This is a genomic window from Kitasatospora sp. NPDC094028 (assembly GCF_049543595.1).
GTDB lineage: Bacteria > Actinomycetota > Actinomycetes > Streptomycetales > Streptomycetaceae > Kitasatospora.
Genome location: NZ_JBMVFA010000003.1, coordinates 101,567 through 124,912, shown reverse-complemented (window position 1 = coordinate 124,912; position 23,346 = coordinate 101,567). Strand labels below are relative to the sequence as shown.

General features: G+C 73.1%; 23 protein-coding genes. 12 read left to right on the top strand and 11 right to left on the bottom strand.

Annotated elements, in window-relative coordinates; translation table 11 throughout:
* Positions 1–86: 86 nt before the first annotated feature.
* Both ACPC54_RS06305 and ACPC54_RS06300 read left to right on the top strand, forming a co-directional pair.
* Entirely contained in the window at positions 87–827 is a 741-nt protein-coding gene (locus ACPC54_RS06305; RefSeq protein WP_498961781.1) for an AzlC family ABC transporter permease, read from the top strand.
* Positions 827–1,135, top strand: a complete 309-nt coding sequence (locus ACPC54_RS06300; protein ID WP_498962431.1) for an AzlD domain-containing protein — start codon at positions 827–829, stop codon at positions 1,133–1,135. Before ACPC54_RS06305 ends, ACPC54_RS06300 begins: the two co-directional genes overlap by 1 nt.
* A gap of 115 nt (positions 1,136–1,250) precedes the next feature.
* Here ACPC54_RS06300 and ACPC54_RS06295 read toward each other — a convergent pair whose 3' ends face one another.
* Complete coding sequence (locus tag ACPC54_RS06295) at positions 1,251–1,559, bottom strand: hypothetical protein (RefSeq protein ID WP_498961779.1); 309 nt, start codon at positions 1,557–1,559, stop codon at positions 1,251–1,253.
* Between the two features lie 146 nt (positions 1,560–1,705).
* Here ACPC54_RS06295 and ACPC54_RS06290 point away from each other — a divergent pair, with 146 nt between their 5' ends.
* The 6 genes from ACPC54_RS06290 (at position 1,706) to ACPC54_RS06265 (ending at position 7,742) form a co-directional block, all read left to right on the top strand.
* On the top strand, positions 1,706–2,893 hold the full coding sequence (locus tag ACPC54_RS06290) for an acyl-CoA dehydrogenase family protein (RefSeq protein WP_498961777.1): 1,188 nt from the start codon (positions 1,706–1,708) through the stop codon (positions 2,891–2,893).
* Positions 2,894–2,987: 94 nt separating this feature from the next.
* Positions 2,988–3,365, top strand: a complete 378-nt coding sequence (locus tag ACPC54_RS06285) for an ADP-ribosylation/crystallin J1 (RefSeq protein WP_498961775.1) — start codon at positions 2,988–2,990, stop codon at positions 3,363–3,365.
* Between the two features lie 20 nt (positions 3,366–3,385).
* On the top strand, positions 3,386–4,216 hold the full coding sequence (locus ACPC54_RS06280; RefSeq protein WP_498961773.1) for an ATP-grasp domain-containing protein: 831 nt from the start codon (positions 3,386–3,388) through the stop codon (positions 4,214–4,216).
* Between the two features lie 207 nt (positions 4,217–4,423).
* Positions 4,424–5,326, top strand: coding sequence for an alkaline phosphatase family protein (locus tag ACPC54_RS06275; protein ID WP_498961771.1), 903 nt, complete (start codon positions 4,424–4,426; stop codon positions 5,324–5,326).
* Between the two features lie 382 nt (positions 5,327–5,708).
* Positions 5,709–6,191 carry a hypothetical protein gene (locus ACPC54_RS06270; protein ID WP_498961769.1) on the top strand — a complete coding sequence of 161 codons (483 nt, stop codon included), beginning with the start codon at positions 5,709–5,711 and terminating at the stop codon, positions 6,189–6,191.
* Between the two features lie 156 nt (positions 6,192–6,347).
* A complete protein-coding gene (locus ACPC54_RS06265) occupies positions 6,348–7,742 on the top strand; it encodes a multidrug effflux MFS transporter (RefSeq protein ID WP_498961767.1) in 1,395 nt (464 codons plus the stop codon).
* 116 nt (positions 7,743–7,858) lie between these two features.
* On the opposite strand, the gene ACPC54_RS06260 is transcribed toward ACPC54_RS06265, so the two are convergent.
* From ACPC54_RS06260 to ACPC54_RS06220, 9 genes are all read right to left on the bottom strand, one after another.
* Entirely contained in the window at positions 7,859–9,916 is a 2,058-nt protein-coding gene (locus ACPC54_RS06260) for a glycosyl hydrolase family 18 protein (RefSeq protein WP_498961765.1), read from the bottom strand.
* Positions 9,917–10,359: 443 nt separating this feature from the next.
* Complete coding sequence (locus ACPC54_RS06255; RefSeq protein ID WP_498961763.1) at positions 10,360–10,914, bottom strand: DUF732 domain-containing protein; 555 nt, start codon at positions 10,912–10,914, stop codon at positions 10,360–10,362.
* A 137-nt stretch (positions 10,915–11,051) separates the two neighbouring features.
* Entirely contained in the window at positions 11,052–12,023 is a 972-nt protein-coding gene (locus ACPC54_RS06250) for an ABC transporter substrate-binding protein (RefSeq protein ID WP_498961761.1), read from the bottom strand.
* A gap of 67 nt (positions 12,024–12,090) precedes the next feature.
* Complete coding sequence (locus ACPC54_RS06245) at positions 12,091–12,768, bottom strand: ABC transporter permease (protein WP_498961759.1); 678 nt, start codon at positions 12,766–12,768, stop codon at positions 12,091–12,093.
* Positions 12,765–13,433, bottom strand: a complete 669-nt coding sequence (locus tag ACPC54_RS06240) for an ABC transporter permease (protein ID WP_498961757.1) — start codon at positions 13,431–13,433, stop codon at positions 12,765–12,767. The genes ACPC54_RS06245 and ACPC54_RS06240 overlap by 4 nt, the downstream gene beginning before the upstream one ends.
* The gene (locus tag ACPC54_RS06235; RefSeq protein ID WP_498961755.1) at positions 13,423–14,685 is read right to left on the bottom strand and encodes an ABC transporter ATP-binding protein; all 1,263 of its coding nucleotides are present in this window, start codon (positions 14,683–14,685) and stop codon (positions 13,423–13,425) included. The genes ACPC54_RS06240 and ACPC54_RS06235 overlap by 11 nt, the downstream gene beginning before the upstream one ends.
* 514 nt (positions 14,686–15,199) lie before the next feature.
* A complete protein-coding gene (locus ACPC54_RS06230) occupies positions 15,200–15,616 on the bottom strand; it encodes a rhodanese-like domain-containing protein (RefSeq protein ID WP_498961753.1) in 417 nt (138 codons plus the stop codon).
* Positions 15,610–16,173, bottom strand: a complete 564-nt coding sequence (locus tag ACPC54_RS06225; protein WP_498961751.1) for a cysteine dioxygenase — start codon at positions 16,171–16,173, stop codon at positions 15,610–15,612. Before ACPC54_RS06225 ends, ACPC54_RS06230 begins: the two co-directional genes overlap by 7 nt.
* 200 nt (positions 16,174–16,373) lie before the next feature.
* Positions 16,374–16,451 carry a putative leader peptide gene (locus tag ACPC54_RS06220; RefSeq protein WP_106981192.1) on the bottom strand — a complete coding sequence of 26 codons (78 nt, stop codon included), beginning with the start codon at positions 16,449–16,451 and terminating at the stop codon, positions 16,374–16,376.
* A gap of 504 nt (positions 16,452–16,955) precedes the next feature.
* On the opposite strand from ACPC54_RS06220, the gene ACPC54_RS06215 reads away from it, so the two are divergent.
* From ACPC54_RS06215 to ACPC54_RS06200, 4 genes are all read left to right on the top strand, one after another.
* Positions 16,956–17,798, top strand: coding sequence for a nitrilase-related carbon-nitrogen hydrolase (locus ACPC54_RS06215; protein ID WP_498961749.1), 843 nt, complete (start codon positions 16,956–16,958; stop codon positions 17,796–17,798).
* 11 nt (positions 17,799–17,809) lie between these two features.
* On the top strand, positions 17,810–19,309 hold the full coding sequence (gene hydA, locus ACPC54_RS06210; RefSeq protein ID WP_498961747.1) for a dihydropyrimidinase: 1,500 nt from the start codon (positions 17,810–17,812) through the stop codon (positions 19,307–19,309).
* Between the two features lie 106 nt (positions 19,310–19,415).
* Positions 19,416–20,429 carry a TIGR03842 family LLM class F420-dependent oxidoreductase gene (locus ACPC54_RS06205; protein ID WP_498961745.1) on the top strand — a complete coding sequence of 338 codons (1,014 nt, stop codon included), beginning with the start codon at positions 19,416–19,418 and terminating at the stop codon, positions 20,427–20,429.
* A 121-nt stretch (positions 20,430–20,550) separates the two neighbouring features.
* On the top strand, positions 20,551–22,140 hold the full coding sequence (locus ACPC54_RS06200; RefSeq protein ID WP_498961742.1) for an NCS1 family nucleobase:cation symporter-1: 1,590 nt from the start codon (positions 20,551–20,553) through the stop codon (positions 22,138–22,140).
* A 122-nt stretch (positions 22,141–22,262) separates the two neighbouring features.
* Here the strand turns inward: ACPC54_RS06200 and ACPC54_RS06195 are convergent, their stop codons facing one another.
* On the bottom strand, positions 22,263–23,180 hold the full coding sequence (locus tag ACPC54_RS06195) for an ADP-ribosylglycohydrolase family protein (protein ID WP_498961740.1): 918 nt from the start codon (positions 23,178–23,180) through the stop codon (positions 22,263–22,265).
* Positions 23,181–23,346: the final 166 nt, after the last annotated feature.

The window sequence follows — 23,346 nt, the reverse complement described above, 5'->3', positions numbered from 1 at the left end:
CGCCTTGCTGTTCACCCTGCCGTTCGCCCTGTCGGTCTCCTCGTTCGCCTTGACGAACCATGCCGGATGGGTTCACTCTCGTGGACATGCGTTCGCTCCTTCGAACCCTGGAGCATGCCACTCTCCGTGACATCGCCCTGGTCTGCCTCGCCGACGCGCTCGTCGGCGCCTCCTTCGGCGCGATCAGCGTCTCCGGTGGCCTGCCCCTGTGGGTGCCGCTCGCCATGTCCGTCCTCGTCTTCGCCGGCGGCTCGCAGTTCGCGGCGGTCGGCGTGGTGCTCTCCGGCGGCAGCGCCCTCGCGGCCGTCGCCACCGGCCTGGTGCTCAATGCCCGGCTGCTGCCCTTCGGCTTCACCGTCGCCGACGTGCTCCAGGGCCCCTGGTGGCGGCGGCTGATCGGCGCGCAGCTGATCACCGACGAGTCCGCCGCGTTCGTGCTGCAGCAGGACGACGGGCGGCGGCGCCGCGCCGTGTTCTGGGTCTGCGGGATCGCGCTGTTCGTGGTGTGGAACGTTTCCGTGCTGCTCGGGGCGCTCGCGGGCGGACTGATCGGAGACACCGACGCGCTGGGCCTGGACGCGGCCTTCCCCGCCGTGCTGCTCGCCCTCGTGCTGCCCTCGCTGACCGACCGCCGAACCCGAACCGCCGCCCTGGTGGGCGCCGTCGCCGCGGTCGCGGCGACGCCGTACGTCCCCGCCGGGCTGCCGGTGCTGCTGGCCCTGGTCGGGCTGCTGTTCGCGGGAAGGCCGGCCGCAGGCGGGGCGGCCGAACCGGTCGTCGACGGGGCGGCCGCGGGGGAGTCCGTGCCGAAGGAGGTCGTCCGATGATGCCGCTCTACGCCGTCCTGCTGCTGGCCGCCGGGACATACGCGTTCCGCCTGGCCGGGCCGCTGCTCGGCCACCGGCTCGCCCTCTCCGAGCGGGTGCGGCACCTGCTGGCCGTCGCGGCGGCGGTACTGCTGGTCGCCCTGGTCGCGACCGGCGCACTGACGCAGGGGCACGGCTTCGCGGGCCGGGCCCGCCCGGCGGGCGTCCTGGTCGCGGGGGTGCTCGCGCTGCGCCGGGCGCCGTTCCCCCTGGTCGTGGTCGCCGGCGCGGCCACCACGGCGCTGCTGCGCCTGTGTGGGGTGGGGTGACGGTGGACGGCCAAATAGCGAACAACGAACAGTGAGCAGTGAACCGCGAACCGAGAACAGATGACAACTTTCAGCGAACAGATAACAGATGTTGAAATCTGTCATCTGTTCGCCGTCATCCGTTCGCGTCCGCCTGCACCTCCGGCCGCTTGCTGTCCCACAGCAACTCCCACACCCGGAACACGCAGTGGTAGTCGCGCATGCTCCCCCGGGAGATCAGCAGGAAGGTGTCGCCGTCCCGGAGCAGCATCTGGTGCCGGGGGCTCATCGGGTGCTGCGGGGTGAACGTCGGGGCGATCCGCCTCAACTCCTCGACGGCCTCCTCGCGGGTGCCCACGACCTCGGCGAGCACCTGGTTGCCCCAGGTCCGGTCCTTGCCCACCCCCACCACTTCCTCGACGACCAGTGCCCAGCGCCGCGTCATCTCCCGCCTCCCCGCGTCCCCATGTCCCCGTGTCGTTTTCCTCACGCGCTCGTGTCCGCCCGACTCCCGGCCGCGTGCGCGATACTCGCCGGTACTCGGACCCCAGTCGAACGCCGAGCATTCCGCCGAGACTACAAGGAGCTTCGATGACGAAGCCGACCCGGATCGACCCCGCCGACCTGCTCGCCGTGGGCGACCTCCTCTCCGACGAGGAGCGGCTGATCCGCGACACCGTCCGCAGGTTCACCGAGGAGCGGATCCGCCCCCACATCGGCGACTGGTTCGAGCACGGCACCGTCCCGGTGCGCGAGCTCGCCCCCGAACTCGGCGCCCTCGGCGTGCTCGGCATGCACCTCGACGGCTACGGCTGCGCGGGCGCCGGGGCGGTCGCGTACGGGGTCGCCTGTATGGAGCTGGAGGCGGCCGACTCCGGGCTGCGCAGCTTCGTCTCCGTCCAGGGCTCGCTCGCGATGCGTTCGATCCACGCCTACGGCTCCGAGGAGCAGAAGCAGCGCTGGCTGCCCGGCATGGCCGCCGGCGAACTGATCGGCTGCTTCGGCCTCACCGAGCCGGACTTCGGCTCCGACCCGGCCAACATGCGCACCCGCGCCGTCCGCAAGGGCGGCGAGCGCGGCGACTGGGTGCTGTCCGGCAGCAAGATGTGGATCACCAACGGCAGCATCGCCGACGTCGCCGTCGTCTGGGCGCAGACCGAGGAAGGCGTGCGCGGCTTCCTGGTCGAGCGCGACACCCCCGGCCTGACCGCCACCGACGTGCACGGCAAGCTGTCCCTGCGCGCCTCCGTCACCAGCGAACTCGCCTTCGACGATGTCGTCCTGCCCGCCGACGCCGTGCTCCCCGGCGTCACCGGCCTGCGCGGCCCGCTGTCCTCCCTCAACGAGGCCCGCTACGGCATCCTCTGGGGCACCGTCGGCGCCGCCCGCGACTGCTACACCGCCGCCCTCGACTACGCCAAGAGCCGGATCCAGTTCGACCGTCCGATCGCCGGCTTCCAGCTCACCCAGCAGAAGCTGGTCGAAATGATGCTGGAGGTCGAGAAGGCCTACCTGGTCGCCCTGCGGATCGGCCGCCTCAAGGAGGAGGGCGCCGCCCGCCCGCAGCACATCAGCTTCGGCAAACTCAACAACGTCCGCACCGCGCTGGAGGTCGCCCGCAGCGCCCGGACCGTCCTCGGCGCCAACGGCATCACCACCGAGTACCCGGTGCTGCGGCATGCCAACAACCTGGAGTCGGTGCTGACCTACGAGGGCACCAGCGAGATCCACACCCTGATCCTCGGTGAGGCCATCACCGGCGAGTCCGCCTACCGCTGACGGCCCGTCCGCGCTCGCCGAACTCCGCCCACCCGCGCCGACCAGCGGAAATCCGGTGGCCGGGCCCACCGCGGCCCGGCTACCGTCCCGTGTCATGACGAACGACCGGACCGCCCCGACGCGCCCGACCACCACCCTCTGGCGCCCCACCGGCCCGCAGGAGCTGGCGCTGGTCGAGGCCGCCGACTGGTGCGCCTGGCCGCCCCGCCTGCCCGAGCAGCCGATCTTCTACCCCGTCCTGAACGAGGACTACGCGATCAGGATCGCCCGGGACTGGAACGTGCCCGCCTCCGGCGTCGGCTACGTCACCCGCTTCGAGGTCGACACGGCCTTCCTCGCCCGTTACCCCGTACAGCGGGCCGGCGGCCGGACCATCCTCGAACTGTGGGTGCCCGCCGAGGAGTTGGATGAGTTCAACCGGCACATCGTCGGCCGGATCGAGGTCGTCCACGAGTTCCGGCCACAGCCGTGACGGCCCCGGCCCCGGCCTCGATGTCGGCCCCGACGTCGGCCCCGGCCGCGCCGCAGCGCGTCCTGCTCACCTCCGGCCAGCCCACCAGCACCACCGCGCTGCTCACCGCGGCCGCCGCCCGCCGCGGCCTCGCCACCGCCGTCCTCGACGGCCCGGCCACCGTCGAGCGCCTCGCCGGGCGGCCCGTCCACTGGTACGGCGGGCCGCTCGCCGCCGCCCGGATCGCCGCCCCGCTCGGCCTCGCCCTCCTCGAACCCGACGACGACTGGCTCGCCCGCCTGCCCGAGGAGTTCACCCGCCGCCGGATCGAACTCACCACCCTCGCCGACGCCTGGACCCTGCGCCACCCGGCGTTCGTCAAGCCGCCCGCCGACAAGTCGATCCCGCCCGCCGTCTACCCGGACGGCTCGCGGTTGCCCCGCACCGGCGACCGGATCGGCCCCGACACGCCCGTCCTGGTCAGCGAACCGGTGACCTTCGCCGCCGAGTACCGGCTGTTCGTCCTCGACGGCGAGGTGCGCACCGGCAGCCGCTACGCCCGCTTCGGCCGGCTCGACCCGGCGCCGCTGACCGCCGACGCCACCGCCTTCGCCCGCCGCCTGCTCGACGCGGCCGGCGACACCCTGCCCGGCGCCGTCGCCCTCGACGTCGGCCCGATCGCCGACCCGTACGACCCGGCCGAGCACTGGGCCGTGGTCGAGGCCAACCTGCCGTGGTTCGCGCACTGCTACGCCGCCGACCCCGAACGCGTCCTGGACGTCGTGCTGCGCGCCGCCGGCCCGGCCGCCGAGCTCCCCGCGGCCGACCGCCGCTTCGTCCACGACCCGTCCGCCGCCTCATCCGTCGAGTGACGCCGGGCATCGCCGGGCACCGCCGGGCACCCTGGGGTCCGACAAGCCTCCAGGCGGCCCCGGCACGCCCGCGCCCGACACCCGCCGGACACCTCCCGTTCCACGGTCCGACGCCGGACGGTACGGCGGGCGGTGAAGCATGGCGCGGTCGGCGGCGCCTCGGCGGGCGCGGCCGGGTGTGCACGACCGAAAGGAACCCCCCTCGTCATGACCGCTGCCCAGTGGCCCCGCCCCCGCGTGCTCGTCGTCGGCATCGACGGAGTCCGCCACGACTACCTGACCGAGGTGCCCATGCCGCGCCTCCAGGAGGTCGCCGAGGCCGGGTTCCTGGTGCCGGTCACCGTCGCGGACACCGTCCCCACCATGTCCGGGCCCTGCTGGGCCACCATCGTCACCGGCGTCGAACCCGCCAAGCACGGCGTCTGGGGCAACCACCTGGCCGGGAACCGGCTCGACGTCTTCCCCGACTTCGCCACCCGCCTCAACCGCGGCGACCGCCGCCGCACCTTCGTCGCCGCCGGCTGGGACCCGCTGATGATCAACGAGTCCGGCGGCCCGCTCTTCCGCGCCCCCGGCCGGCTCTCCTACATAGCCCCCGCCGAGGACACCCCCGAGGCCTGGGAGACCGTCGACGAGGAGGTCACCCGCGAGGCCGTCCACGTCCTCGGCACCGCCGACCCCGAAGCCTCCTTCGTCTACCTCGGCGCCGTCGACGAGACCGCCCACTTCCTCGGCTGCGGCGAGGAGTACCGCGCCTCCATGCGCACCGCCGACGAACGCCTCGGCCGCCTCCTCGACGCCGTCCGCGGCCGCGCCACCTACGCCGACGAGCAGTGGACCGTCATCGTCGTCACCGACCACGGGCACGTCGACGCCGGCGGCCACGGCGGCCGCACCGTCGAGGAGCGCACCGCCTGGGTCGCCTGCGCCGGGCACGACATCCCGGCCGGCCCGCCCACCGGCGAGATCCGCCACCCGGACGTCGCCGCCCAGGTGTACGCCTCGCTGCTGCGCCCGATCGACCCGCACTGGACCCTCGACGGCCGCCCCTTCCCGGTCGCCCGGCCGGTGCCCGCGACCGAGGCGGTGACGGAGCCCGCGACGGCCTGACGGGCCGGTGAACTCGCCGCCCTGACGGCGCCTCGCCCCAGACCGCCCGCGTCCGCCGATGTGCCCCCCGGGATGCCCCAGGTGCAGCAGGCCGGGCTGCGGCCGGGCCGGGTCTGGGCGACGCTCGATCGGGGCCGCACCCACCGGACCGGACCCGGGGACGTACGCCTCAAGGTGGAGACCGCACCCCGTGGGTCGGAGGCGGGATCGCGACCTGGTGGTGACGCCCGGGAGGACGCCGCACGAGACGATGGATACACCCGGACGGCTTACCGCACCCACCGGAACGGATGTACGTTCGGGCAGACGCGGAAGCCACCGACACCACGGACACACCACACCGGTCCACCCACGCGGGGCCACACGGAGAGGGCAGACAGGCATGAAGGGCATCGTGAGCAAGGTCGCGCTGGGAGTCGCGGGCACCGGCATGGCCGTCGCCGTGGCCGCCGTGGCAATCGGCCCGCGCGTGTCCGAGTGGTACGACGGACGCCACCAGGAGCAGTCCTCGTACGACACCGGCGTGCAGGCCAAGTCCGACCGCCGCTCCATGCCGGGCTGGCTGCCCGACAACGCCTCCTCGGTCAAGTACCTGATGTCCACCACCGGCGACGACCGCCTGCTGCGCGCCACCCTCCCCGAGGGACGGCTGCCCGCCGGCTGCACCACCGGCGTGCCCGGCAAGGGCCTGCACCCGGTGCCGGTCTCGCTCAAGGTCGGCTGGTTCCCGCAGGACGTCGGCGGCAAGGCCACCGGCACCTGCGGGCACTACAACGTCTCGCTCCACGGCAACCAGCTCTACGCCTGGCAGGACGGCGCCGCGATGCAGGCGGCCCTGCGCGCCGAGCACCCCGCCAAGCGCTGAGCGGCCCGACCGAGGGGCCCGTCCGGCCCGCCCGCACCAGCAGGTGCCGGCGGGCCGTCGCCATGCGAACGGACCCCCTGCTGTCGGAACCGGGCCGGGCTGCGGTAGGACGGGGCGTGGACAAACCTCACCGCACCCCCGTCCGATAGGAGAACCATGCCCGGCCCGACCGCCGGCGCCGCCGGACCCGCCGGCGACACCCCCACCGACCCCCGCACCGCGCCCGCCGATCCGGACCCCGCCGATCCGGACCACGCCGACCAGGTTCCCGCCGATCAGGCCACCGCGGCCCCCGCCGCGGACTCCGCCGCGAGCTCCACCGCCGGACCGGCCGTCACCGGGCCGGCGACCGTCGTCGTCCTCGGCGGCCTCGCCGCACTGGGCCCGCTCACCACCGACCTCTACCTGCCGGGCCTGCCCGCCATCGCGGACGACCTGGCCGCCGAACCGGCGGCCGTCCAGCTCACCCTCACCTTCTCGATGTTCGGGGTCGCGGCCGGACAGCTGCTCTTCGGGCCGCTCAGCGACCGCTTCGGGCGCCGCCCGCCCCTGCTCGCCGGGATGGTCCTGTTCACCCTGTCCAGCGTGCTGTGCGCGCTCGCGCCGAGCCTGCCGGTCCTGATCGCGGGCCGTTTCGTCCAGGGCGTGGCCGGATCCGCCGGCCTGGTCATCGGACGGGCCGTCGCCCGGGACCGGTTCAAGGGCGTCGCGATGCTGCGCTTCCTCGCCTCGATCACCCTCATATCCGGACTGGCACCGATCCTCGCGCCGATCGTCGGGGCGCAGCTGCTGCGCTTCACCTCGTGGCGCGGCACCTTCGGCGCGCTGACGGCGCTCGGGCTGCTGCTCACCCTGGGCGCGTTCGGCGCGCTGCGCGAGACGCTGCCGGCCGCGGCCCGGGACCGCGGCGGGATCGGGGCGACGCTGCGCACGATGGGGCGGCTGCTGCGCGACCTGCCGTTCCTGGGGCTGGCACTGACCAGCAGCTTCGCCTATGGGGCGCTGTTCGGGTACATCAGCGGGTCGTCGACGGTGCTCCAGCACGTGTTCCAGGTGTCGCCGCAGACCTACAGCCTGCTGTTCGGGCTGAACTCGGTGGCGATCGTCGTGATGACGCAGCTGAACGGGCGGGTCCTGGCGCGGCGCTTCACGTCGCGGGCGCTGGTGCTGGGCGGGCTCGGTGCGGCGGTCGCGGCGGGGGCGGCCCTGGTGCTGGGGACGTGGGTGTGGGACCTCGGGCTGCTCGGGTTCTGCCTGCCGTTGTTCGTGCTGATGGGCAGCCTGGGGGTGCTGCTGCCGAACACCGCCGCGGAGGCGCTCGGCCTGGTCGAGCCGCAGGCGGCCGGCACGGCGGCGGCGCTGCTCGGCACCGGCAACTTCCTCGCCGGTGCGGTGGTGGCGCCGCTGAGCAGCCTGGGCGGTCAGCCGTCCGCGGTGCTGCTGGCGGTCGTGGTGCTGGTCTGCGGGCTGGTGGCGACGGCGACGTACCTCGTGCTGTGCCGACCGGGGCGGATGCGGGCGGGGAGGCCTGACGCCGGAAGCAGACGGTGAGCAGCGAACAACTAACAGATGACAGCCGACAGATTTCAACATCTGTCGGCTGTCATCTGTTATCCGTCGACTGTCATCTGTTCGCCGTCAGCCGGGCGTCAGTCGCTGGTCGGCCGTCAGGCGATCGAGAAGTCGTCGCCAAACACGTTCCCTTGGCCGTACCAGCCGTGCAGGTACACGGTGACGGTGCCGGAGGCGCCGGTGGTGAAGGGGACGGTCAGCTTGGTCCAGCCGGAGGCGTTGGCCCAGGTGCTCGCGGTGGCGCCGCCGCTGACGCCGAGGTACGCGTAGTTGCCCTGCACCCAGCCGCTCAGCGTGTAGCTGGTGTTCGGCTGGAGGGTGACGGTCTGCGAGCACTCGCCGGTCTGGCCGGCGCCCGCCGCGGCCTGCAGGGCGTACGAGCCGGAGTGGACCGGGTTGCTGACGACGGCGCCGCCGCTCTGGCAGGTCCACGGGGCGAGGCTGCCGGTCTCCAGGTCGCCGTTGACCAGGCCGGTCGGCGGCGGGGTGGTCCCGGTGACGGTCAGCGAGTAGGTCGCGGTGTGGGTGCCGGACGGCGCGGTCGCGGTCACGGTGAGCGGGTAGGTGCCCGCCGCGGCGGCCGAGGTGGTGGCGACGTTGAGCGTGGCGCCGCTGCCAGCGGTGACGGTGCCGGGGGTGACGGTGGCGGTGACGCCCGCCGGTGCGCCGCTGACCGACAGGTTCACGCTCTGCGCCGAACCACCGGTCACCGCCGTCGAGATGGCCGCCGAGGCGGACGAACCGGCAGCCACGGTGCCGGAGTTCGGGTTCACCGCGACCGAGAAGTCGTTGCCGGGCTGGGTGCCCGTGACGTTCAGCGTGAAGACGCCGCTGTGGCTGCCGGAGGCCGCGCTGCCGGTGACCGTCAGCGGGTAACTTCCGGGCACCACCGCCGAGGTGGTGGTGACGTTGAGCGTGGCGCCGCTGCCCGCGGTGACGGTGCCGGGGGTGACGGTGGCGGTGACGCCCGCCGGTGCGCCGGCGACCGACAGGCTGACGCTCTGCGCCGAACCGGCCGTCACCGCCGTCGCGATGGCGGCTGAGGTGGACGAACCGGCCTTCACGGTGGCGGAGTTGGGGTTCACCGCGACGGAGAAGTCGTTGGTCACCGTCGAGCCGCTGGTGAACGGCGCGAAGATGTGCGTGAAGTCCCAGGTGTTCTGGGCGATTCCGGAGCAGGAGTCGTCGCCGCCCTTGCCCGGGCAGCCGCCGTTGTCCCGCTGGAGGGCCCAGAAGGACAGCGTGTTGATGCCCTTGGACACTGCCCAGTTGTACACGGTGGTCGCGTTGGCGACGGTGAAGGTCTCGGCCGCGCCGAAGTCGTCGATACCGACCATCTCGGTGATCCCGATCGAACCCCACAGCTGGGCGTGGGACTTGGACGGGTAGAGGTTGGCGAGCTGGTTGTACAGGCCCTGCGCGGAGGTCTGGGTGTCGGCCGCCATGTCGTGGGCGGCGTTGTCGTAGTAGTCGAAGGTCATCATGTTGACGACGTCGATCCGCGCCTTGTTGCCGACCGCGTTGCGCAGCACCGCGAGGCCGCTGTCGGCGAGCCCGTTGGTGGTGGTCGGCAGGGTGTAGGAGAACTGGACGTTGCGCCCGTTGGCGGCGGCCCAGTCCTGCACCTGCTTGATCGCCTTGTTGCGGCGGTCGATGCCGGCGGTGTTGGTCAGCGAGTTGTCCTCGATGTCGAGGTCGATCCGGCTGATGTCGTAGGTGGTGATCAGGTTCTGGTAAGCGGCCGCGATCTGGTTGACGTCGGTGCAGCTGTCCGCCAGTTCGGTGCCGGTGTTGTCGGCGGTGTAGCCGCCGAAGGAGGGGATCACGTCCCCGCCGTTGGCCCGGATCGTGGCGATGTCGGCGCCGAAGGTGGAGGAGGAGACGGGCTTGGAGGTGTCGCCGTTCCAGTACGGGGTGCAGGAGCCCTTGGTGGCGGCCTGGAGGAAGGCCATCGTCAGGTACTTGGCGCCGGACTGGGTGGCGAGCGTGGCGGGGCTCTGGCCCGTCCAGGACTCGAAGTAGGGGGCGAAGACCCGGCTGGGGAGCGGGGTCGCGGCCTGGGCGGTGCCGGTGCCGGCGGCGACCAGGCCGGCCGAGGCGGCCAGGGTGGCGCAGGCCGTCAGCGCCGCCTGGATGGTTCTGCGTAGACGCATCGGTTCTCCAACGGACGTGGTGGGGGATGGTGTTGGGGCGTCGGGGAGCTCGGTACGGCAAGAGGTGCGGAACGGCGGGGATTTCGGGACGACGGGGTCGTGCGGAACGGCGGCGGCGTTGCGGACGCGCGCACGCCGGGGGCGGGGGTGGAGCGGAGCAGGGCAGGGCAGTGCCTCGGCCGCCGGTGGTCACACCCCCACAGTGCATCCCGGTCGGATCGACATGCCTATGTTTGGACTAGACCACTTCTCTGTCAAGAGTCCTGACTGTTCGTCGGCGCACGGCATCGGTCCGGCCGGGAAACGCCGCGGCCGCGCACCCGGTGACGGGGCGCGGCCGCGGCCGCCCGGCGCTCAGGACGCCGGGCGGATCAGGGTGGATCAGGGTGGATCGAGCCGGATCGAGCCGGATCGAGCCGGATCGGGGTGGAGCGGGCGAAGGGCTAGCGGGGCGGCGGGCAGAGCGTGGTGCGCAGCGCGTCGTTGATCTTCGCGGCGGTCTCCGGCCCGAAGCCCTGCGGGTGCTCGGGGGAGGTGAACCGCTGGTTCGCCGTGTCGACCAACTTCTGCTTGTCCTTGGGGAACTGGTAGATCGACTGGCACTGGGTGCGCGCCCGTTCCACGGCCTGGTCGGGCTTGCCGCCGACGATCCCCGGGTCGATCGCGTTCAGTGCGGCGACCAGCTTGGCGGTCTGGTCGGCGTCCGGCTTGCCGGGCAGTCCGGCGTCGGCGGGGGCCGCGGGCTTGGCGGGCGCGGAGGCGCCCGGGGTGCCGCCGTCCGCCGGGGCGGGGGCCGTCGAGGCCGGGTCCGTCGTCGAGCCGGCCGTGGGGGCGGCCGTGCCGGACGCCGGAGCGCCGGAAGCGGCGGTCGAGGCGGCGGGGGTGGGGGAGCCCGCCGCGGCCGTGGCGGAGCCGGAGCCCGACCCGGAGCTGGAGCAGGCGGCGAGGCTCACCGCGGCGAATGCCGTGAGGGTGGCGGCGAGGAGACGAGTGCGCATGGCGCCACCCTGTCATGTTCGCGGCGCCGAAGGGAAGGTTCCCGGGGTCGCCGGATGCGAGGCCCCGAGAGCTGCGGAAGGGGAGGGGGCGGGCCGCCGCCCGCCGCCTCCCCCTCCGGCCCGGAGTACGGGCGGGGTCAGCCGAGGCCGTTGGACTTCAGCCAGTCCTTGGCCACCGTCGACGGGTCCTCCTTGTCCACCGCGACCCGCTTCATCAGCGCCGTCAGCCCCGCCGTGTCCAGCTTGGCCGACACCGCGTTGAGCGCGGCCGTCGCGCCCGCGTCCAGCCCCGCCTTGTTGACCAGCGGGGTGACGTTCTGCGCGCCGAACACGTTCTTCGGGTCGGCCAGCGGGACGAGCTTGAACTGGACGATCTTCGGGTCGGTGGTGAACACGTTGCCGACCTGGATCCCGTCGTCCTTCAGCGCGTTCGCCGTCGTGTCGCCGGTCGGCTTCCACTCCTTGAACGTCAGCCCGTAGACGTCCTTGAACTGCTGCTCCCGGCGGGACTTGAACTCCGGCGGGCCGCCGATGGTGAACTCGCCCGCCTTCGCCGAGAGGTCGGCGATGCTCTTCAGCCCGTACTTGTCGGCGGTCTCCTGGCTGACGCTGAGCGAGTCCTTGTCCTCGGCGGGCGAGGAGTCCAGCACCGCCAGCGAGGCGGGCAGCGCCTTGGCCAGCGCCGCGTTGACGTCCTGCGTGGTGACGGCGGTGGCCTTGGCGTCCAGGTAGGCGAGCAGCGCGCCGTTGTACTCGGGCAGCACGGTCAGGTTGCCGCTCTGCAGCTGCCCGTACAGCACCTCGCGGCTGCCGATGTTGAACTTCTCCTCGACCTTGACGCCCTTGGCCTTGAGCGCCTGCGAGTAGATCGAGCCGAGCAGGACGTTCTCGGGGAAGTTCGCCGAGCCGACGACCACGGTCGAGCCCGAGCCGCCGGAGCCGCCCGAGCCCGCCGCCGATCCGCTCGCGGTCGCCCCGCCGGCGGCCGGGGCGCTCGAACCGCCGCCGAGCGGGTCGCCGCCGGAGGAGCCGCAGGCGGTGGCGCCGAGGGCGAGTGCGGCGAGCGTGCCCAGGACGGCGGCGCGCCGGGTTCTGTTGATCGTCGACATGGTGACAGATGTCCTTCCGGAGAGGAGGGGAGGAAAGGGCAGGAAAGGAGGGCAGGAGACAACGGGTTCAGCGGGCCCGGCGGCCGGTGCGCGCCCCGGGCGGGAGCGCGAACCGGGCGAGCAGGGAGAAGAACAGTTGGGCGCCGACCGCGAGCAGCACCACCAGCAGTGCGCCGCCCGCCGTCACCGCGTACCGGCGCGTCGCCAGCCCGTCGATGACGTAGCGACCGAGCCCGCCCAGGCCGACATAGGCGGCCACGGTGGCCGTCGCGACCACCTGGACGGTCGCGGTGCGGAACCCGGCCAGCAGTGTCGGGGCCGCGGACGGCAGGCACACCTGCCACAGCACCTGCGGGTGGGTCAGCCCCACACCGCGCGCCGCGTCCCGCACGTCCGGGTCGGTGCCGCGCACCCCCTCGACGGCGGCCACCAGCAACGGCGGCGCGGCCAGTGCCACCAGCGGCACCAGCGCGGCGGTGTCGTTCACCCCGGCGAGCAGCACGGTCAGCGTCACCAGCCCGAGGGTCGGCAGCGCGCGGGCGGCGCCCGCGAACGCCGTCACCGCCGTGACGCCGCGCCCGGTGTAGCCGATCAGCAGTCCGAGCGGGACGGCCAGGACCGTCGCGTACAGCAGGGCCTCGCCCGAGAACAGCAGGTGCTCCCAGACCCGGTGCACGATCGAGTTCGGGCCGCTGTGCTGCTCCGGGTCGGAGAAGAAGTCGGACAGCCAGGACAGCCAGTTCACGAGCCCGCCCCCTTCTCCCGGACGGCCCACGGCGCGAGCAGCCGCCGGGCGCCCACCAGCAGCAGGTCGACGACCAGGGCCAGGGCGGCGATCAGCACGATGCCGGCCACGATCGGGGTCGGGAAGGTGCGCTGGAAGCCGTCGATGAACAGGTAGCCCAGCCCGCCGCGCCCGATCAGCGCGCCGACGCTGGCCAGCGAGATGCTGGCCACCGCCGCCACCCGCAGGCCGGCGACCAGGTACGGCACGGCGGCCGGCAGCTCGACCGCGGCCAGCCGGCGCCACGGCCCGTAGCCCATCGCGGTCGCGGCCTGCCGGACGGCCTCCGGCACGGCGCGCAGCCCGTCCACGGTCGTCGGCAGCAGGACGGCCAGCGCGTAGAAGGAGAGCGGGACCATCACGCTGGCCTCGGTGGCGAGCCCGGTGTACGGGATCAGCACCACGAAGACGGCCAGCGACGGGACGGCGTAGACGACGTTCAGGACGGCGGACAGCGGCTGGTAGAGGCGGGGGAAGCGGCTGCAGGCCAGGCCCAGCGGGAGGGCGATCAGCAGGCCGATGAGCACCGGGGGCAGGGCGAGCAGGGCGTGGTCGGCGAGCAGGTGGCCGAGGTAGCCGAGGTGCTCGCCGATCCAGTACCAGCGGATGATCGGTTCATCGTCCACCGGCGGCACCGTCCGCTCGGCTGTCCGCTCGGCTGTCCGCCCGGAGGCCGGCGGGGCTGTCCGGGACGTCCTGAGCGCCCTCTGGGCGGAGGGGCGAGCCGTCCTTGCGGAGGGGCGAGCCGTCCTTGCGAAGGGGCGAGCCGTCCGCGCCGTCCACGCCGTCCACGCCGTCCACGCCGTCCACGCCGTCCGCGCGGACGACGCCGCCGGCCGGCGGCGAGAGCACGGAGAGTGCCGCGAGGACGGCCTCCCGGCTGGCGGTGCCGGTGGCGCGCCCGTCCGCGTCCAGGGCGACGGCGACCCCGGCGGGGGAGAGGACCGCCGCGTCGAGCGCCGTGCGCAGCGTGTCGGCCTCCGGCCGGAATCCGGCGACGGGGTGCAACTCGCCGCCGGCGGCGGCGCGGTCGAGCCAGCCGATCGGCCGGAGCCCGTCGTCCAGGGCCAACTCCCAGCTCCCGTACCGGAGTCCGGCGGCGACCGGGCGCAGGGCGACGGCGCTCGCGGGCCGCAGTCCGAGACCGCGCAGGCCCCGGTCCCGGCCGAGGAAGGCGGCCACGCCGTCGTCGGCGGGTGCGGTCAACAGGGTGTGCGGGTCGGCGAGTTGGGCTATCCGCCCGTGCTCGCGCAGCACCACCACCTGGTCGCCGAGCCGGACGGCCTCCTCGATGTCGTGGGTGACGAACAGCACCGTCTTGTGCAGCTCGGACTGCAGCCGCAGCAACTCCTCCTGCAGCCCGGCGCGCACCACCGGGTCGACCGCGCTGAACGGCTCGTCCATCAGCAGCACCGGCGGATCGGCGGCCAGGGCGCGGGCCACGCCGACCCGCTGCTGCTGGCCGCCGGACAGCTGGAACGGGTACCGCTTGGCGAGGTCGGGCGCGAGGCCGACCAGTTCGAGCAGTTCGGCGGCCCGGGCGCGGGCCCGCTTGCGGTCCCAGCCGAGCAGGCGGGGGACGGTGGCGATGTTGTCGATCACCCGGCGGTGCGGGAAGAGCCCGGCCTGCTGGATCACGTAGCCGATGCCGCGCCGCAGTCTGGCGGGCTCCAGCTCGGCGACGTCGGTGCCGTCCAGCAGGACCCGGCCCGAGGTGGGCTCGACCATCCGGTTGACCATGCGCAGCAGGGTGGTCTTGCCGCAGCCGGACGGCCCGACCAGGACGGTCGTGCGTCCGGTCGGGACCTCCAGGTCCAGGCCCTCGACGGCGATGGTGCCGTCGGGGTGGCGCTTGCCGGCGCCCTCGAATCTGATCACGGGGTGTTTCCTCGTCAGGGCGCCCCGGGGAGGCGGCGCCTGTTCGGTCGTTCGGTCGTCGGCGGCTTGTCGACGGGCGATGGGCGGCGAGCGGTGGTGGCCGGTAGCGGGCCGCCGTCGTCGCGCCGGCGTCTGTCGGATCAGCTGCCTGGGCGTTCTTCCGCCCGCGTGGCTGCCCAGCTTCGGACCCGCGGAAACTCCGATAAGAGTATGACCTGAGTCATCTTCTGTCGCTCGGTCACCATCCGGGAGACGGTGAGCCGCCGCCTCCCGGGCGATGTTCGCGCAGGTCGCCGCCGCCGACCCGGGCCCCGGCCGAGCCGGTGGGACGAGCGGGATCAGTGGGGCCGCCGGGTCAGCCGTGGCCGCGAAGCCTGCCGGCGCCATCGTGGCTGGCAGTGACCACTTGCCTGTCGGCGCTAGCAAACTTTGCCGCAGGTACCTGATCTTCTGTCGCTACCACCTCTGCTGGCCACTGCGGCACCTGCCGGCGCTACCACTCCTGCCGGTGCTGTCACTCCTGCCTCGGCTCGACCGCCGGGGCGAGGCCACCCTGACGCGTCGGCAAGCCGGCGGCCGCCCAGCCGACGAACCCGCCGTCCAGGTCCGTCGCCCGGTGCAGACCCAGCTCGCGCAGCGAGGCGGCGGCGAGACTGGAGGCGTAGCCCTCCGAGCAGACCACGATCACCTCCACGTCATAGCCCTCCGCCTCCGGGATGCGGTGGGAGCCGGTCGGATCCAGCCTCCACTCCAGGACGTTGCGCTCGATGATCAGCGCCCCCGGGATCTCCCCCTCCGCCGCCCGCTGCGCCGCCGGACGGATGTCCACCAGCAGCGCGCCGTCCAGCCGGGCCTGGTACGCCTCCCGGGCGCGCGGACGATGGACGCCCTCGCGGGCGCGCTCCACCAGGTCGTCGATCGTGGTCACCACTGTTCCGGTCCTTCCTCGGAGGTGCGGACGAGCCCGCCGGCCCGCAGGTCGTAGTGCGCCATCGAGCTGAGCGGCGGCGAGTAGGCGTGCAGGGTGACGGCCGGGCCGACCGCGGTGTTGCGCACGTCGTGCACGTACTCGGGCCCGAAGGCGCGGGCGGTGCCCGCCGGGATCCGGCGGATCAGCAGCCCCTGATCGGGGCCGCCCAAGGACAGTTCCTCCAACTCGCCGAGCGCGACGGTGAAGGCGCCGCGCGAGCCGCCGTGGTCGTGGAAGCCGGTCGACTGGCCGGGCAGCCAGCTGATCAGCCACACCTCGTGGTCGTCGGCGGCCGCCAGTCGCCGGTACCAGCGCTCCTCGGTGGAGAGCCGGACGTGGTGGATCCACTGCTCGGGGCGCTCGGCCAGCTCGCGGACGATCGTCCGCAGGGCGCTCGGGCTGAGCGGCGCACGGACGTCGTCGGCGGCGAGTGCGGCGGGCGTGGCGGGTGTGGCGGGTTCGGTGGGTGCGGCCGGTGCGGTGGCCGGTGCGGTGGGTGCGGTACTGCTCGGGCTCATCGGGGCGTCCTCGGATGCGGCGGGAACGTCGGCAGGGTGCGCCCGGAGCGGCCTGCGGCGGTACGCCGGGCACGTGGAGGTGCGACGGGTACGGCGGAGTGCGCAGGACGCGTGTGGGCGGTGATCAGAACTGCGGAAGCGGGTGCGCGGCGTGGGCCCTGGCAGACGTCACAGGGGTGGGACCGGCGGGAAGGGCTGGGTCAACAGGCACAGATGGAACTCGCCTGGCGTCGCAGATCGACGTGCAGGCGGCAGACCAGAGTGGTGCCGGTGTCCATGCGTCGGATCCTTTCCGAGCGGAGCGGACGAAGTCAAGCCGGACCGTCCGCAGTCGGCGCGTGCCGCCGGTCCGTGCTGGCGGTCCGCGCCGCGGACCCGCCCGCCCGTACCCGCCCGCGCAGCGCCCGTACCCGCCCGCGCAGCGCCCGTACCCGCCCGCGCAGCGTCCGGATCCCGCACCCGCCCGTCCGGGGTCCCGCGCCCGCCCGTCCGGGGTCCCGCACCCCCGCTGTCCCGGATGAGTAAGGAGCCCACTCCCGGGGTAGATGACCGTTTCATCCCATCCACGCCCGCCCGCGTGTCCGCGCCACAAGATCGCCCCAGACACGTTGCCGTCAACGTATTGTCAGGCCACCGAGGCCCGGCCTACCGTCTACAGATCGCTTTCTACGCACGTAGACACCTGAGGGTCCCCCCGGGGGCCCGCAGGCGAGAACCGCCCCGTCAACCCTCAGACCGCTGGTCCGACCGCAGCGCCGGACCACGGAGTTGCGGAGGTACCCATGTCGCAGATCGTCCGTGCCGCGCTCGTCCAGACCCGCTGGACCGGCGACCAGGAGAGCATGATCGCCCTCCACGAGCGGTACGCCCGTGAGGCCGCCGCCCAGGGCGCGCAGATCATCGGCTTCCAGGAGGTCTTCAACGCCCCGTACTTCTGTCAGGTCCAGGAGCCCGAACACTACCGCTGGGCCGAGGCCGTCCCGGACGGCCCGACCGTGCGCCGGATGCGTGAACTCGCCCGCGAGCTCGGCCTGGTGATGGTCCTCCCGGTCTACGAGGAGGAGCAGACCGGGGTCTACTACAACACCGCGGCCGTGATCGACGCGGACGGCAGCTACCTCGGCAAGTACCGCAAGCACCACATCCCGCAGGTCAAGGGCTTCTGGGAGAAGTACTACTTCAAGCCCGGCAACCTCGGCTGGCCCGTCTTCGACACCGCGGTCGGCAAGGTCGGCGTCTACATCTGCTACGACCGCCACTTCCCCGAGGGCTGGCGCGCCCTCGGCCTGGCCGGCGCGCAGATCGTCTACAACCCCTCCGCCACCAGCCGCGGCCTGTCCGCCTACCTCTGGCAGCTCGAACAGCCCGCCGCCGCCGTCGCCAACGAGTACTACGTCGCCGCGATCAACCGCGTCGGCACCGAGGAGTACGGCGACAACGACTTCTACGGCACCTCCTACTTCGTCGACCCGCGAGGGCAGTTCGTCGGCGACGTCGCCTCCGACAAGGAGGAGGAACTCGTCGTCCGCGACCTCGACCTCGACCTGATCGAACAGGTCCGCCAGCAGTGGGCGTTCTACCGCGATCGCCGGCCCGACGCCTATGGACCGCTCGCCGAGGCCTGAGGAGCAGCGCGATGACCACCCGCGACCTCAGCACCCCTGCCGCCCGCACCCCCGCCGCCCGCGCCCGTGACGCCCAGGCCCCGCAGTTCCGCGACGCGCACGCGCGTACCGTCGTCCGCGGCGGCCTCGTGATCACCGCCACCGAGGAACTGCACGCCGACGTCCTGATCGAGGGCGAACGCATCGTCGCCATCGCCGCCACCGGCAGCGCCGCCGCCGAGGCCTGGACCGCCGACACCGTCATCGACGCCACCGGCCACTACGTCATCCCGGGCGGCGTCGACGCCCACACCCACATGGAACTGCCGTTCGGCGGCACCGCGGCCTCCGACACCTTCGAGACCGGCACCCGCGCCGCCGCCTGGGGCGGCACCACCACCATCGTCGACTTCGCCGTCCAGCCGGTCGGCGGCACCCTGCGCGAAGGCCTCGACGCCTGGCACGCCAAGGCGGACGGCAACTGCGCCATCGACTACGCCTTCCACACCATCGTCTCCGACGTCAACGACGGCGTCCTGAAGGAGATGGACGCACTCGTCGACTCCGGCGAATCCACCTCCTTCAAGCTCTTCATGGCCTACCCCGGAGTCTTCTACAGCGACGACGGCCGCATCCTGCGGGCCATGCAACGCGGCGCCGCCAACGGCGGACTGACCATGATGCACGCCGAGAACGGCATCGCCATCGACGTCCTGGTCGAACAGGCGCTCGCCGCCGGACGCACCGCTCCCCGCTACCACGGGGAAGTGCGGCGGGAGTTGCTGGAGGCCGAGGCCACCCACCGGGCGATCAGGCTCGCCCAGGTCGCCGGCAGCCCGCTCTACGTCGTGCACGTCTCCGCCGCGTCCGCCCTCGCCGAACTCGCCCAGGCCCGCGACGCCGGCCTCAACGTCTTCGGCGAGACCTGCCCGCAGTACCTCTTCCTCTCCACCGACAACCTCGCCGAAGAGGGCGCGGACGGCTTCGAGGGCGCCAAGTACGTGTGCAGCACGCCACTTCGGCCCCGCGAACACCAGGACGCGCTCTGGCGCGGGCTGCGCACCAACGACCTCCAGGTGGTCTCCACCGACCACTGCCCGTTCTGCTTCACCGGGCAGAAGGAACTCGGCCGCGGCGACTTCTCGAAGATCCCCAACGGCCTCCCGGGAGTGGAGAACCGGATGGACCTGCTCCATCAGGCCGTGGTGGACGGACGGATCACCCGGCGCCGCTGGGTCGAGATCGCCTGCACCACCCCGGCCCGGATGTTCGGCCTGCACCCGCGCAAGGGCACCATCGCGCCGGGCGCGGACGCCGACCTCGTCGTCTACGACCCGACCGCCGTGCAGACCGTCTCCGCCGCCACCCACCACATGAACGTCGACTACTCCGCCTACGAGGGACGCCGACTCACCGGCCGGGTACGGACGGTGCTCTCCCGCGGCACCGTCGTGCTGGACGGCGGCGACTGGCGCGGCCGGGCCGGCCACGGCACCTTCCTGCGCCGGGACACCTGCCAGTACCTGGTCTGAACCCCCTTGCCCCACCGCTCAGTTGCGCCGCCCGGGGCCCCGTGTCCCGGGCGCCGGCGGCCCCCTTCTCCTCGTCCTTGTCCACCACGTTCCTGGAGTCGCACCCATGGACATCGGCCTCGTCCTGCAGACCGACCCGCCCGCCCGCCTGCTCATCGACCGGATGATCCGCGCCGAACGGGCCGGATTCAGCCACGGCTGGACCTTCGACTCCTGCGTGCTGTGGCAGGAGCCCTTCGTCATCTACAGCCGCATCCTCGCCGAGACCGAGCGGCTGGTCGTCGGCCCGATGGTCACCAACCCCTCCACCCGGACCTGGGAGGTCACCGCCTCCCTGTTCGCCACGCTCAACGACATGTACGGCAACCGCACCGTCTGCGGCATCGGCCGCGGCGACTCCGCGATGCGCGTCGCCGGGCGGCGCCCCGCCACGCTCGCCCGGCTCTCCCAAGCCATGCACGCCGTCAAGGAGTTGGCCGAGGGCCGGACCGTCGAGGTGGACGGCACTGACATGCACCTGCCGTGGGTGGGCCCCGGCGCCGAGCTGCCGATCTGGATGGGCGCGTACGGGCCGAAGGCACTAGCGCTGACCGGGCGTCAAGCGGACGGATTCATCCTGCAGTTGGCCGACCCCTACCTCACCGAGTTCATGGTGAAGGCGGTCCGCGCGGCCGCCGTCGAGGCCGGCCGCGATCCCGACTCCGTCACCATCTGCGTCGCGGCCCCCGCCTACGTGACCGCCGACGACTCGCCCGCCGCGCTCGCCCACGCCCGCGAGCAGTGCCGCTGGTTCGGCGGCATGGTCGGCAACCACGTCGCCGACCTGGTCGGCCACTACGGCGAGCACTCCGACCTCGTCCCCGACGCCCTCACCGACTACATCAAGGAACGCCAGGGCTACGACTACAGCCACCACGGGCGTGCCGACAACCCGGACACCGCCTTCGTCCCGGACGAGATCGTCGACCGCTTCTGCCTGATCGGACCGCCGGAGGCCCAACTCGCCCGCCTGGAACAGCTCCGCTCGCTCGGCGTCGACCAGTTCGCCGTCTACGCGATGCACGACGCGATCGAGGCCACCATCGACGCCTACGGGACGGACGTCATTCCCCGGCTGTAGACCGCCGGCGGCCCCCGCCGCCCTTCTTCCGCCGGCCCTCGCTCGTCGCCGTCCCTCTTCCCTTGTGTTCCGGCGCCACTACCCATCGCGTGACCTCAGCTGCAGCAGAAGGGAGTTGCCCATGGCCCAGACCGCGGCCACCGGCGGCGGACAACGGCAGTTCCCCGATGGCCGGGTCGAACTCGACCCGGCCATCGGGGAACTGCCACCCAACGGCTTCACCAATGACGACCTGCGCCCGGTGCCGGTGGCGCGGCGCACCTGGACGACCTACAACTTCCTCGCCCTCTGGGTCGGCATGGCCCACAACATCCCCTCGTGGACGCTGGCTTCGGGTCTGGTCGCGCTCGGCATGGACTGGAAGCAGGCGGTGCTGACCATCGCCCTGGCTAACCTGATCGTCCTCGTGCCGATGCTGCTCACCGGGCACGCGGGGACCAAGTACGGCATCCCGTTCCCCGTCTTCGCCCGGGCCGCGTTCGGCCTGCGCGGCGCCAACCTGCCGGCCCTGGTCCGGGCGGCGGTCGCCTGCGCCTGGTTCGGCATCCAGACCTGGATCGGCGGCGAGGGCATCTACCTGCTGGCGGGCAAACTGCTCGGCCGGTCCTGGCGCGAGGCCGCCGAGTTCGCCGGCTACCCGTGGACGCAGTGGCTGTCCTTCCTGCTCTTCTGGGCGATCGAGATGGTCATCATCGCCCGGGGGATGGAGGCGCTGCGGCGCTTCGAGAACTGGGCGGCGCCGTTCGTCATCGCGGGCGCGCTCGCGCTGCTGGTGTGGATCACCGTCAAGGCGGGCGGGTTCGGGCCGCTGCTGTCCCAACCGTCCACGCTGGGCTGGGGATCCGGCTTCTGGAAGGTCTTCTTCCCGGCGCTGATGGGCATGATCGGGTTCTGGTCGACGCTGTCGCTCAACATCCCCGACTTCACCCGTTTCGGCGGCAGCCAGCGGGCCCAGATCCGCGGCCAGGCGCTCGGCCTGCCGACCACGATGACGCTCTTCGCGCTGCTGTCCGTGCTGGTCACCTCCGGCTCGCAGGCGGTCTACGGCGCTCCGGTGTGGGACCCGATCCAGCTCGCCGCGAAGATGGAGAGCCCGGTCGGGATCCTGTTCGCGCTGCTGACCGTCCTGGTCGCGACCCTGTCGGTGAACATCGCCGCCAACGTCGTCTCGCCGGCCTACGACCTGGCCAACCTGCTGCCCCGCCTGGTCAACTTCCGTACCGGTGCGCTGATCACGGGCGTGGTCGGGATCGCGATCTTCCCGTGGCGGTTGATCGCCGACCCGCACGTGTACATCTTCACCTGGCTCGGCGTGGTCGGCGGCCTGCTGGGGACGGTCGCCGGGGTCCTGATCGCCGACTACTGGCTGCTGCGCGGCACCCAACTGTGGCTCGCCGAGCTGTACCGCCCGGGCGGCGCCTACTGGTACGCCGGCGGCTGGAACTGGCGGGCCGTCGTGGCGCTCCTGACCGGCGGCCTGCTGGCGGTCGGCGGCTCGCACTCCTCCGTCGACGCGCACGGCGTGAAACAGGGCCCGTTCCCGGTGGACGGGATCATCCCGCTCCTGAGGCCGCTGGCCGACTATGGCTGGGCGGTCGGCTTCGCGGGCGCCGCGGTGGTGTACGTGGTGCTGGCGTGGCGAACGCGGGAACGGGACGGGCGTACGCGGCGGGGGAGGAGCGGCGGCTTACAGCGAACGGCTGACGGCTGACGGCGAACAGAGTTCAGCGAACAGATAACAGATGTTGAAATCTGTTATCTGTTCGCTGAACTCTGTCAGCTGTTCGTTGTCCGTTGTGCGCCGCGGTCGGCCGCCGGTCGGCCGGACGGTGGTCAGTCGGCGGGCGGGGCCTCGCCCGCCCAGTCGGGCAGGGTCTCGCGGGCGGCGAGCCAGGCGGCCGGGACGTCGGCCGTGCCGGTGCGGGCGGCGACCACGCCGCCCGCGATCGCGCAGGTGGTGTCCTTGTCGCCCCAGCCCTCCAGGGTGTGCCAGAGCGCTTCGGGCAGCGAGTCCAGGTGCCCGGCGGCGGACCAGAGGGCGAATGGGACGGTGTCCGGGGCGGAGATCATCAGCCCCGAGCCGAGCACGTTCGCCGCGTGCCGCACGCTGGTGTGCTCGGGCATCCGGGCGGCGATCCGCAGGCCGGAGCGGACGTCGCCCGCCGGCAGTCGCCCCGCGATCTCCGCGAGCAACTCGCTCCGGCCGGGCGGGACTTCGCCCCGGTGGCGGACGGCCAGGGCGGCCGCGAGCGCCACCGCCACCGCACCGGCGACCGCCTCCGGGTGGAAGTGCGTGGTGAGCGCCTGGAGTTCGGCCTGCCGGGCCGCCTCCGCCAGGTCGTCGGCGAACCAGGCGCCGAGCGGAGCCGCTCGCATGGCCGCGCCGTTCCCGTACGAGCCCTGGCCCTCGAACTGGCCGGAGGTGACCGCCCGCCAGTCCTCGCCGGCGGCGATCGCGCGCAGGACCCGGTGCATCGAGGGCCCGTACTTGCGCTGGTACTCGCGGGTGTACTCGGCGGCGAACTCCCCGGCCAGCGCGTCCTGCCGGACCTCGCCGTGCTCGGTCAGGTGCCGGACGAGGACGAGCGCCATCGCGGTGTCGTCGGTCCAGTGCCAGGGCGCGGGGCGGGCGATGCGCGCCGCCAGCGCGGCCGGCGCCTCGTCGGCCGGGACCGAGAACCAGCGGTCGCCGAAGGCGTCGCCGAGGGCGAGCCCCTGCAGGCTGTCCAGGACCGGGTCGGCCGCACGCATGTCATCCTCCAAGTGAGATTAACTGTGTGCGGAAGCATGCCAGACGGGCGCGGGGGGGGGGGGGGGGGGGGCCGGGCCCGGCCCCCCCCCCCCCCCCCCCGGGGGCGGGGCGGGGGGGGGGCCCGCCCGCCCCCCCCCCCCCCCGGGCCCACCCCCCCCACGCGCC